The organism is Streptomyces sp. ADI95-17, from assembly GCF_003846175.1.
In the GTDB taxonomy this organism is placed as follows: domain Bacteria; phylum Actinomycetota; class Actinomycetes; order Streptomycetales; family Streptomycetaceae; genus Streptomyces; species Streptomyces sanglieri.
In genome coordinates this window covers 866,491-878,013 of the sequence record NZ_ML123046.1, presented here as the reverse complement: position 1 = coordinate 878,013, position 11,523 = coordinate 866,491, and the positions used below count along the sequence as shown (strand labels likewise).

General features: G+C 70.0%; 7 protein-coding genes and 2 pseudogenes. 8 read left to right on the top strand and 1 reads right to left on the bottom strand.

Annotated features, from left to right (window positions below; genetic code table 11):
• The 4 genes and pseudogenes from EES42_RS17705 to EES42_RS17690 all read left to right on the top strand — a co-directional run.
• Positions 1–128 (top strand): annotated as a pseudogene (locus EES42_RS17705) (6-phosphofructokinase); the annotation flags it as partial.
• A 111-nt stretch (positions 129–239) separates the two neighbouring features.
• Complete coding sequence (locus EES42_RS17700) at positions 240–1,190, top strand: cytochrome c oxidase assembly protein (RefSeq protein ID WP_124719154.1); 951 nt, start codon at positions 240–242, stop codon at positions 1,188–1,190.
• Between the two features lie 66 nt (positions 1,191–1,256).
• Positions 1,257–1,415, top strand: coding sequence for a hypothetical protein (locus EES42_RS17695; protein ID WP_107408259.1), 159 nt, complete (start codon positions 1,257–1,259; stop codon positions 1,413–1,415).
• Between the two features lie 696 nt (positions 1,416–2,111).
• Positions 2,112–3,407 (top strand): annotated as a pseudogene (locus tag EES42_RS17690) (glycoside hydrolase family 6 protein); the annotation flags it as partial.
• A gap of 146 nt (positions 3,408–3,553) precedes the next feature.
• Here EES42_RS17690 and EES42_RS17685 read toward each other — a convergent pair.
• Positions 3,554–5,152, bottom strand: a complete 1,599-nt coding sequence (locus EES42_RS17685; RefSeq protein ID WP_241196433.1) for an alkaline phosphatase D family protein — start codon at positions 5,150–5,152, stop codon at positions 3,554–3,556.
• Positions 5,153–5,467: 315 nt separating this feature from the next.
• Here EES42_RS17685 and EES42_RS17680 point away from each other — a divergent pair, with 315 nt between their 5' ends.
• From EES42_RS17680 to EES42_RS17665, 4 genes are read left to right on the top strand one after another with little or no spacing between them, the layout of a single operon-like run.
• A complete protein-coding gene (locus tag EES42_RS17680) occupies positions 5,468–8,383 on the top strand; it encodes an alpha-L-rhamnosidase (protein WP_206433491.1) in 2,916 nt (971 codons plus the stop codon).
• Positions 8,380–9,687 carry an extracellular solute-binding protein gene (locus tag EES42_RS17675; RefSeq protein ID WP_124719152.1) on the top strand — a complete coding sequence of 436 codons (1,308 nt, stop codon included), beginning with the start codon at positions 8,380–8,382 and terminating at the stop codon, positions 9,685–9,687. The genes EES42_RS17680 and EES42_RS17675 overlap by 4 nt, the downstream gene beginning before the upstream one ends.
• Complete coding sequence (locus EES42_RS17670; RefSeq protein WP_241196432.1) at positions 9,684–10,646, top strand: carbohydrate ABC transporter permease; 963 nt, start codon at positions 9,684–9,686, stop codon at positions 10,644–10,646. Before EES42_RS17675 ends, EES42_RS17670 begins: the two co-directional genes overlap by 4 nt.
• The gene (locus EES42_RS17665; RefSeq protein ID WP_241196431.1) at positions 10,643–11,518 is read left to right on the top strand and encodes a carbohydrate ABC transporter permease; all 876 of its coding nucleotides are present in this window, start codon (positions 10,643–10,645) and stop codon (positions 11,516–11,518) included. The genes EES42_RS17670 and EES42_RS17665 overlap by 4 nt, the downstream gene beginning before the upstream one ends.
• The last annotated feature ends 5 nt before the right edge of the window (positions 11,519–11,523 follow it).

The window sequence follows — 11,523 nt, the reverse complement described above, 5'->3', positions numbered from 1 at the left end:
GCGGCGAATTCGGCATGATGACGGCGCTGCGCGGCACGGACATAGTGATGGTCCCGCTGGGTGAGGCCGTGGAGACGCTGAAGACCGTCCCGGCCGAGCGGTACGCCGAGGCGGAGTGCGTGCTCTGAGCGACACCTCGTCCTACGGACTGCCCCCGGCCGCAGCTGCGGCCGGGGGCAGTTCTACTCTGGTCGGGACAACCGGCACGAAACGGGGACGCCCCCAGCAGGAGTGAACAGATGGATCACAGCGGGCATGGCATGAACATGGATCTGCCGCCGTTCACGCTGGGACGTGGGCTTCAATTCTCCGCGGACCCGTTCTTCCTCGTCGGCTGCCTTCTCGGCATCGGCCTGTACGCGTACGCCGTGCTGCGGCTGCGCAGACGCGGGGACAGCTGGCCGGCCGGCCGGATCGTGTTCTTCGTCGTCGGCGTGCTGAGTATCGCCCTGGTGATGTGCACCAAGCTCAACGACTACGGCATGGTCATGTTCAGCGTGCACATGGTGCAGCACATGGTGATCAGCATGCTGTCGCCGATCCTGCTGCTGCTGGGCGCTCCGGTGACCCTGGCGCTGCGTGCGCTGCCGGTCGCGGGCCGTGGCCGTACCGGTCCGCGCGAGCTGCTGCTCAAGCTGCTGCACAGCCGGTACATGAAGATCATCACGCATCCGGTCTTCACGATTCCACTCTTCATCGCCAGCCTGTACGGCCTGTACTTCACCCCGGTCTTCGACTTCCTGATGGGCTCGAAGACCGGTCACATCGCGATGATGGTGCACTTCCTCGCGGTCGGCCTGGTGTTCTTCTGGCCGATCATGGGCGTCGATCCGGGCCCGCACCGGCCCGGCTATGTGATGCGGATGCTGGAGCTGTTCGCCGGGATGCCGTTCCACGCGTTCTTCGGCATCGCGCTGATGATGGCGACGACACCGATGGTGGAGACGTACGAGAATCCGCCGGCCTCACTGGGCATCGACGCGCTGAGTGACCAGGGCTGGGCGGGCGGTATCGCCTGGGCCTTCAGTGAGATCCCGTCGGTGCTGGTGCTGATCGCGCTGGTCTTCCAGTGGTACCGCTCCGAGCAGCGGACGGCGAAGCGCTCCGACCGGGCGGCCGACCGGGACGGCGACCAGGAGTTGCAGGCGTACAACGCCTATCTCGCCTCATTGCAGGCGCGCGGACAGTAGCGGTGGGCATGCCTCAGGGGTGACGATGGCATCCACGGCCGTGCGGCCGGTGAGGAGGGTGCGGGCATGTCCGGATCCACGAAGGCCATGGGAGTGCTCACGCTGACGGCCCTGGTCGTGGTCACCGCCTACACGGTGGCGCTGGGGAGCAGCGGCTGGCTCTGGTTCGGTTGGGTGGTGCTCGGCCTGATCACCCTGGGGATGGCGGCGACACGCGAGTCCTGACCCGTGACACACACACACACCCTGACCACCCTCGGCCGGGCGTCCGGCACCGGCGACATCACGTCAGGGCACGCGGTTGCCTTCACGTCCCGGCCGGCGCCGGGACGTCCCCCTTCGATCGCGCCGTCCACCCGCGCGTGAAGGGTTCGCCCACCGCCCGCTGAGCCGTGCGGCGGATCGTGGAAGACACATGCGGCCCCCGACTCCGGGAACCCCGCTGCTACCTGCGGCTGTCTGCCGCCGAGCCGGTCCGCCCGTGCCCTCACCCCGGCGGACCCGAGCTGCGATTGCGCTTCAACTCTTGACAGGTGCGCATCACCACGCCACGGTGGGAGCGCTCCCACCGTCAAGACTTGCACACGACGACGACCGCTGTCCCGGCGGCGGGAGCGTCCGTGACACCGGGCCCCGAGCACCCCGGTTCGTGCCACAGCCCCACCGCAATACGCGCTCCGCTCCCCGTTTCCCCCACGCCCCTTCCCCCAGGACGCACCGACGCTCGCCACCCTCGTCGGCGGAGCCCGGTTGCGCGGCAGCGCGCACCGACGGAGCCGTTGCCCCGGCACAGCGCACCCCTGAACCCCGCGGGCCGACCTCCTGCGGGCACCCGAGAGAAAAGTTGGAGCCGCAATGAAACGAACAGGCACCACCTCGCACGGATTACGCCGAAAGCTCGGCGCACTCTCCGCCCTCACGATGGGCGCGGCGCTGACTGTGGCCCTTCCCGCACCGGCGTCGGCCGCGGCCCGGGTCGACAACCCCTACGCGGGCGCCACCCCGTACGTGAACCCCGACTGGTCCGCCAGGGCCGCCGCCGAGCCGGGCGGCGGTGCCATCGCCGACGAGCCCTCGTTCGTCTGGATGGACCGCATCGCGGCCATCGGGGGCACGGGGGACGCGATGGGGCTGCGCGAGCACCTCGACACGGCGCTGGACCAGGGCGCCGACCTGTTCCAGATGGTCGTCTACGACCTGCCCGGCCGGGACTGTGCCGCGCTGGCCTCCAACGGTGAACTCGGGCCCACGGAGATCGACCGGTACAAGGCCGAGTACATCGACCCCATCGCCGACATCCTCTCCGACCCGGCCTACACGAACCTGCGTATCGTCACCCTCATCGAGCCGGACTCGCTGCCGAATCTGGTGACCAACGCCGGCGGCACCGCCGGTTCCACCGAGGCCTGCGCGACGATGAAGGCGAACGGCAATTACGAGAAGGGTGTCGGCTACGCCCTGCACACCCTGGGCGCGATCCCCAACGTCTACAACTACGTCGACGCCGCCCACCACGGGTGGCTGGGCTGGGACTCCAACTTCGTGCCGGCCGCGCAGGAGTTCAAGAAGGCCGCGACCACGGAGGGGGCGACGGTCGCCGACGTCCACGGCTTCATCGTCAACACGGCCAACTACTCGGCGCTGAAGGAGCCCCACTTCAAGGTCACCGACGCGGTGAACGGCACGACGGTGCGCCAGTCCAAATGGGTGGACTGGAACTTCTACGTCGATGAGTTGTCGTTCGCCCAGGCGCTGCGCTCGGAGTTGGTGCGCCAGGGCTTCGCCCAGGACATCGGTATGCTGGTCGACACGGCCCGCAACGGCTGGGGCGGCTCGGCCCGGCCCACCGGTGCGGGCCCGCTGACCGGTGTCGACGCCTATGTCGACGGCGGCCGGGTCGACCGGCGCATCCACGCCGGCAACTGGTGCAACCAGAGCGGCGCGGGCATCGGCGAGCGGCCGACCGCCGCCCCGGAACCGGGTGTCGACGCCTACGTCTGGGCGAAGCCGCCGGGCGAGTCGGACGGCAACAGCGCGCCCATCGACAACGACGAGGGCAAGGGCTTCGACCGGATGTGCGACCCGACATACACCGGTAACGGTCGCAACGGCTACAACCTGTCCGGCGCCCTGCCGGACGCCCCGCTCGCGGGCCACTGGTTCGCCGCGCAGTTCCAGGAACTGGTGCGCAACGCCTACCCGCCGCTGGACGGTGGAAGCGCGTGACCCCCGGCACACCCCCGTCGGGCGGTTGCGCCGCCTGACCCGGTTTCCCGCCGCCCACCCGAGCGGGCGGCGGGAAACCGTCACCGCACGATCCGTCCCTCTGCCGCTCTCCCGGCAGAGGGACGTCCGGTGTTCCCTCAGGCCTCCTGGAGCCCGGGGCGGCCGGCCTCGGTCACGTAGGAGGTCCGGGTCGAGATGGGTGCGCCGGGGGTGGTGACGTACGGGAGCACCTTGAAGTCGGCACGGCAGCTGTCCCGGGTCAGCGAACAGTGCACATATCCGCGCTGGAAATTGGTGAATTTGATGTGCTCGTTGGCCGCGAGCAGCTTGACCCCGGAGGGGTCCAGGTCCATCCCGTCCTTGGTGGTGGAGATCGACGAGCCGACGAATTCGACGCCGAGTGTCGGTGAGTCCGGATCGTCGAAGTTCTGCTTGAGGTCGGCGGCGAGGTGGCGGTGCATATCGCCGGTGAGGACGACCGGGTTGTTCACGCTGCGGTCGGTGAGCTCCTTGAACAGCCGTCGGCGGGCGTCCACGTAGCCGTCCCAGAAGTCCATCACGAATGCCTGACCGGGGCCGGGGTCGGTGTCGACCTGGGTCACGGGGATCTGCTGGGAGATCATGTTCCACGTCGTGTCGGAGCGCCCGAGACCGCTGTGCAGCCACTGTTCCTGCTCGGGGCCGAGGATGGTGCGGCCGGGCGTCAGCCGTTCGTCGCAGCCGCTCTTGGTGCCGTCGCCGCAGGGCTGGTCGTCGCGGAAGAGCCGGGTGTCGAGGATGTGGAAGGTGGCCATCCGCCCGTAGCGCAGCCGGCGGTACATCCGTGCCTCGAAGCCGTTCGGCTTGTTCGGCAGCCGCAGCGGCAGGTGCTCGTAGTACGCCTGGAAGGCGGCCGCCGCGCGCTCGCGGAAGACCGCCGGGTCCTGGTCGGGTTCGGTGTCGGCCTTGGACTTGTCGCGCGCCCAGTTGTCCTCGACCTCGTGGTCGTCCCAGACGAGGGCGAACGGGTGGGCCTGGTGGGCGGCGATGAGGTCGGGGTCGAAGCGGTGCAGGGCGTGGCGGTTGCGGTACTGCACGAGGTTCATCGGCTCGGGCCGCAGCTCGGCGGCGACGGGGACGTTGCGCACGCCTCCCATGGCGTCGATGGCGTTCTCGTAGATGTAGTCGCCCAGGTGCAGGACCAGATCGACGTCCTCCTCGGCGAGGTGCCGGTAGGCGGTGTAGAAGCCCTCGAACCACGCCTGGCAGGAGACGAAGGCGAAGTCCAGCTCCCTGGGGCGGCTGTGCGGCGGGGGCGCGGTGCGGGTGCGGCCGACCGGGCTGAGCACACGGCCGGCGCGGAAGCGGTAGTAGTAGTGCCGGTCCGGCTGGAGTCCGGAGACCTCCACGTGGACGGAGTGGGCGAGCTCGGGCACCGCGCGGGTCCGTCCCCGGCGTACGACGGACCGGAAGCGGTCGTCGCGGGCGACCTCCCACTGCACGTCGACGGCGTACGGCGGCATGCCGCCGCTGCCGTCGGGCGCGAGGGGCTGGGGGGCGAGACGGGTCCACAGTACGACCCCGTCCGGCCACGGGTCGCCGGACGCCACGCCGAGGGTGAACGGGTCCTCGTGGAGGGGCGTGTCGCCCCAGGCCCGGCCTGCGGACAGGCCGGACGCGGCCAGGGCCATGCCGACCGTGCCGCCGAGCATCACCCGTCTTCCGAAGCCTCCGGTACCACCTGACGCACTGTTCATTTGCATGAAACTCGTCCCTTCGTCGGGCGGAATTCCGTCCGGTACGAGATGGGATCGGCGCGTGATTTCACGCCCGTCCATGTGGTAATCACAGGCTGGATATCACAGAGGAAACACACGCCACAAGACCACCTACGAGTGGTCATATTGCCGTTCACAGGCGGTTAGTTGAGGGGACATCAGCCCTTCTCCGACGCGACCGAGGACGTGTCGGCAACACCCTTGACACCCCTGAGAGCGACTCATAGTCTCCACGCCACAGAATTAACGTTAGATTTCACATCGGGAAATTCGGTGCGACGGAAGGACGTGTTCGTGTCCGGTCCCCCGGCAGCGGGTGTCCCCGCCCGCCGCCCCTCGGAAGGGCCGGTGACCGGCCGTCCGGAGGCCCGGAGGCTGCGCCCGTACGCCCTGCGGTGCGAGCACCGCACCACCCCGCTGGGGATCGACGAACCCGCGCCCCGGCTCTCCTGGCGGCTGGCCTCCGACGTCCGTGGCGACGACCCGGTGGCCTACCGGGTCCGCGTCGCCGAGCACGCCGGGGACCTGGACGGGGGCGGCCGGCTCCTCTGGGACACCGGCCGGGTGGCCGATCCCGTCGCCACGGCCGTCGACTACGCGGGGCCTGCGCTCGGAAGCCGCACGCGCCTGCACTGGCGGGTCTCCGTGTGGCCGGCCGGGACGGACACGCCCGCCGAGGAAACCTCGTGGTTCGAGACCGGTTTCACCCGGACCGACGAATGGCGGGCTTCGTGGATCACCCACGATCCGCGCCCAATCGATGTCATGGACGCGCCCACCGAGGGCGAGTTCGCCCTCGACGACCACGGGCTCGCCCCGTGCCCGGTGCTGCGCCGGTCCTTCACCGCATCGGCCGGCACCCGCGCCCGGCTGTACGTCAGCGCGCGCGGCCTGTACGAGGTCCGGCTCAACGGCGAACGGGTCGGCGACGCCGAACTCGCACCCGGCTGGACCGACTACCACCACCGCGTGCAGTACCAGACGTACGACGTGACCGCGTCGCTGCGGGACGGCGAGAACGTCCTGGCGGCCACCGTCGCGGACGGCTGGTGGAGCGGGTTCGTCGGCTTCGAGCCGCGCCGGGCCGGGGCCCACTACGGCTCGTACCCCCAGTTCCTGGCCGAACTCCACCTGACCGGGGCGGACGGCCGGGGTTCGGTGGTGGTCACCGACGGAACCTGGCGCACCGGCACCGGGACGGTCCGCCACGCGGATCTGCTGATGGGCGAGTGCCATGACCTCCGGCGCTGCGCCGACGGCTGGGAGCTGCCCGGCTTCGACGACTCCGGCTGGCCCCGGGCCCAGGTCACGGACGCCGATCACCGCCTGCTGGTGGCCTCCGCCGACGAGCCCGTACGGGCGATGACCGAACTGCGCCCCTGCTCGGTGACGCGCGTCTCCCCCGGTACGCACATCGTCGACTTCGGCCAGAACCTCGCCGGACGTGTACGGCTGAGCGTGCGCGGGCTCGCGGCCGGGGCCCGGGTGGTGATCCGTCACGCCGAGGTGCTGGACGGGGCGGGGCGGCTGTACACGGCCAACCTGCGCACCGCCGCGGCGACCGATGTACTGGTCGGGGACGGGCGCGAGCACATCGTGTTCGAGCCGCGCTTCACGTATCACGGGTTCCGGTACGCGGAGATCAGCGGCGTGCCCGAGCCGGCCGAGGCCGATGTCGTCGCGGTGGCGCTGCACAGCGACACCCCGTGGGCCGGGGAGTTCGACTGCTCGGACGCCGAGCTGAGGCGGCTCCACGACTGTGTGGCGTGGGGGCAGCGTTCGAACTTCGTGAGCGTGCCCACGGACTGCCCGCAGCGCGACGAGCGGCTCGGCTGGCTGGCCGACGCGCAGGTCTTCCTGCCCACGGCGGCGCTCAACGCGGATGTCGCCGCGTTCTTCACCAAGTGGCTGCGCGATGTCGACGACGCCCGCACCCCCGACGGCGGCTTCACCAATGTCGCCCCGCGTCTCGTGGGCGTCGCCGACGAGGGGGCACCCGGCTGGGCCGACGCCGGGGTGATCATCCCGTGGCACCTCTACCGCGTCTACGACGACCCGCGATTCCTCTCCCGGGCCCTGGAAGGCATGTGCGCCTGGGTCGACCTGATCCATCGTCACAACCCCGGTCTGATCTGGCGCGACCGGGTGGGCCCGCACTTCTCCGACTGGCTCGCCCCTGGCACCCCCACCCCGCGCGACGTGATCGCCACGGCGTACTTCGCGCAGAGTGCCCGGCTCACGGCGCAGGCCGCCGACGTGCTCGGGCGGAAGGAGGCCGGCGAGCGCTACCACCGGCTGGCCGACGACATCCGCCGTACGTTCACCGAGCAGTTCGTCACGTCCCGGAATGCCGCGGACGGCCTGTCCGTACGCGTCGCGGGTGACACCCAGACCGGGTATCTCGTCGCGCTCGCCTTCGATCTGCTGCCCGCCGGGCTCGCCGAGGCGGCCGCCCGACGACTCGCCGAACTCGTCGAGTCGGCCGGGCCGGCCCTGCTGACGGGCTTCCTCGGGGTGGCGCTCGCCGCGCCCGTCCTCGACGACCACGGGCGGGCCGACCTCGCCCACGCCCTGCTGCGCCGTGACGAGGTGCCGTCGTGGCGGTTCCCGCTGCGGCACGGCGCCACCACGATCTGGGAACGCTGGGACGGGTGGACCCCGGGCACGGGATTCCGGGCACCGTCGATGAACTCCTTCAACCACTACGCGCTCGGGTCGATCGGCGAATGGCTCTACCGGGGTGTCGCCGGCCTGGACCAGGCGCCGGACTCCACGGGTTACCGGAAGCTGCGGATCCGGCCCCGGCCCGGCGGCCTGCGCCACGCGAGCGCCCATCACGAGTCCGTGCGCGGCACCGTGAGGGTGACCTGGGAGCGGCAGGGCGACCGGATCGCCCTGCGCGTCCAGGTGCCGCCCGGCGCGACCGCCGATGTGTACGTGCCCACCGCGGACCCCGGCTCGGTCCGCGAATCGGGCCTGGTGCCGAGCGCCGACGACCGCCACATCACGTTGATCGCGACCGCCCCCGACCACGTGGTCCACCGGGTGTCCTCGGGCTCCTACCGCTTCACCGCGGCCCTTCCCCCGGTGGACCGCCCCGCGGGGCCGCCCGGGGCGCAACCGCCGCTGTCGCTCACCCCGAGCCGACGCACATCAGGACCGGCGACGAAACGTTCGTTCGCCCGTTCGTACGAGGAGGACACACCATGACGACGGGTTCTCGCTTCCGGCCGGCCCGAAGCACGGTCGGCCGCCGGGGATTTCTCCGCATCGGCGGCGGGGTCGCGGCGCTCGCCGCCCTGCCGCCCACCCTGACCGCCTGCTCGGACTCCGGCGGCGGTTCCGGCAAGCTGCGCGTCGTCGGCGTCGCCGACCAGCAGAAACCGATAGAGGAACTCGTCGGCCTCTACCGCAAGTCCCATCCCGACGACACGTTCGCCACCTCCTTCGCACCCACGGACCAGGTGCAGACGGTGCTGCGCACCCAGCTCGCCGGGGGCAACGCCCCGGACGTGCATGTGCTCTATCCGGGCAGTGGCAGCGCCATGTCCATGGTCGAGCTGGCCAAGGCCGGGCTGCTCGCCGACCTCAGCGACCAGGCGTGGACCAAGCAGGTCCCGGCGAACTTCCACCCCGCTTACCGGCGCGAAGGAAAAACGTATCTGTACTCGGCGGGCAGCAGCGCCATCGGCGCCATCTACAACAAGAAGGCCTTCGCCGAGGCCGGGGTGGAACCGCCCCGGACGTGGAGCGAGCTCCTGGACGTCTGCGCCAAACTGAAGGCCAAGGGCATCATCCCGATCGCACTCGGCGCACAGACCCCCTGGGTCACCCAGCTGATCACGTACGCGCTGGTCCCCAACGCCGTCTACGCGAAGAACCCCGGGTTCGACGCCGAGATGGCCTCCGGCAAGGCGCACTTCCGCGGCTCCGGGTGGGCCGACGCCATGGGCAAGTACCAGGAGCTCCAGCACCGGGGCTTCTTCAACGAGAACCCCAACGGAACGACGTACGAGCAGCAGACCTCGATGGTCGCCGGCGGCAAGGCCGCCATGGCCGTCCAGGTCTCCGCCGTGCTCGCCGCCTTCCGCCAGGCCACCCGGACTCCGGACGACCTCGGCATGTTCCCCTTCCCCGGGGGTGACGACCCCGCGAAGCTGTGGATCCCGGCGGGCATCGTCGTCGGGCTCGGTGTCTCGGCGCGGTCCAGGAAGTCGGCCGGGGCGAAGGCGTTCATAGATTTCCTGGGGAAGCAGGAGAACGTCGACCGCTGGGCACAGTCCGTGGCCGCGATCCCGTTCAAGCGCAATGCCTCGACGAGGATCGACCCGGTCCTCTCCGGCTTCCTGCCCATCATCGACGACAACCGGGCCGTCCCCTTCATGGACCAGAGCTGGCCCAACGCCGAGGTGCAGCCCGCCCACTTCGCCGCCGTGCAGAATCTGCTCGCCGGGAAGACGGATGTCGACGGCGCCCTGGGACAGATGGACGAGGCCTACGGGAAGAAATCGTGACGAGCACCCCCCAGAAGACCGTCCCCGGCGTGGTCACAGAGGCCGGGGACGTTCCACGGCCGGGGCGGGGCCGGCCCGCCCGGCGCCGCGACCACACCGTCCCGCCCTGGCTCTTCGTCGTCCCGGCCCTCGTCGTCTACGCCGTCGTCGTGCTCTACCCGAGCCTCGCCGGGGTGATGTACGCCTTCACCGACTGGTCCGGCATCGGCGGGTTCTCCTTCACCGGCACGGACAATTTCCGCGCCCTGCTCGACGACAGCCGGGCCCTGGAGTCCGTCACCAACACCCTGCTCCTGACCATCGCCGTGGTCGTCGTCCAGAACGGCATCGGACTGCTGCTGGCGCTGGGTGTGCACACCAACATCAAGTCCCGTGCGGTGCTGCGGCTGATCTTCTTCGCACCGGCCGTGGTCAGCCCCGTCATGGTCGCGATCCTGTGGAAGTACGTCTACAACCCGGAGAACGGCGCCGGGCTCAACGGACTGCTCGGCGCCGTCGGACTCGGCGGGCTGCGTCAGGACTGGCTCGGCAATCCCTCGCTCGCCCTGTGGTCCGTCGCGGCGATGGTCGTGTGGCAGTACGCGGGCTACTCGATGGTCGTCTTCCTGGCCGGGCTCCAGGGCGTGCCCGCCGAACTCCACGAGGCCGCGAGGATCGACGGGGCGGGTTCCTGGCAGCGCTTCCGCTATGTCACCTGGCCGCTCCTGGCCCCGGCGCTGACGATCAACCTGATGCTGTCGACCATCGGCGGACTCAAACTCTTCGACCAGGTCTACGCCGCCACGAACGGCGGACCCGGCACGTCCAGCGAGACCCTGTCGACCGTCCTGTACAAGGAGGCGTTCGTCTACGGGAAGTTCGGCTACAGCACCGCCGTGGCCCTGGTCCTCGCGTTGTTCGTCGCCGCGGTCTCCCTGGTCCAGCTCCGTTATCTGCGTGCGAGGGAGGTCACCGCGTGAGCGTCACAACGGCCCGCGGACCGGCGGACCGGAAGGCCGGCCGCGGGGGCCGCAGACCGCGGTACGGGCAGTACGCCCTCGAACTCGTCATGATCGCCGTCGCCGTCGTCTTCCTGTTCCCGGTGTACGCCCTGATCACCCTGGCGATGAAGGACCCCCGGCAGATCGCCGAATCGCCCCTCTCGCTGCCCTCGCCGCCCACCTTCGGCAACTTCGGCGACGCCTGGTCCTCCGCGTCGCTGGGGCCCGCGCTGCTCAACAGCACGGTCATCACCGTCGTCAGTCTGCTGCTCCTGATCGTCGTCGGTTCCACCGGGGCCTACTACCTCGCGCGGTGCGCCCGGGGTCTCGGCTACGGGCTGTACATCCTGTTCCTGCTGGGCATCGTGCTGCCGTTCCAGCTCGGCATGATCCCGCTGTACAAGCTCGTCGACGATCTCGGCTGGCTCGGCACGTACCAGGGCATGGTGCTCTTCTACACCGGCATCCAACTGCCGTTCACCGTCTTCCTGTACACCGGATTCATCCGTGCGCTGCCGCAGGACTACGCCCAGGCCGCGCTGATCGACGGCTGCAACCACCGGCAGGCGTTCACCCGGATCGTCTTCCCGCTGCTGCGCCCCATCACCGGCACGGTGATCATCCTGAACGCGGTGTTCATCTGGAACGACTTCTTCACTCCGCTGCTGTATCTGGGCGGTTCCGACAAGGAGACCGTGCCGGTGGGCATCTTCGCGTTCGTCGGCCAGTACGTTTCCGACTACGGGCTCGTCTTCGCCGGACTGGTGCTCGCCGCACTGCCGATCCTGATCGTCTTCGTGGTCCTCCAGCGCTATGTGATCAAGGGCTTCGCGGGCGGCCTCAAGGGCTGAGGACC

Bases quoted from the DNA above. Each gene is read 5' to 3' on its own strand.
- EES42_RS17685 (WP_241196433.1), bottom strand. From the start codon at position 5,152: ATGAACAGTGCGTCAGGTGGTACCGGAGGCTTCGGAAGACGGGTGATG.
- EES42_RS17675 (WP_124719152.1), top strand. From the start codon at position 8,380: ATGACGACGGGTTCTCGCTTCCGGCCGGCCCGAAGCACGGTCGGCCGC.
- EES42_RS17695 (WP_107408259.1), top strand. From the start codon at position 1,257: ATGTCCGGATCCACGAAGGCCATGGGAGTGCTCACGCTGACGGCCCTG.
- EES42_RS17700 (WP_124719154.1), top strand. From the start codon at position 240: ATGGATCACAGCGGGCATGGCATGAACATGGATCTGCCGCCGTTCACG.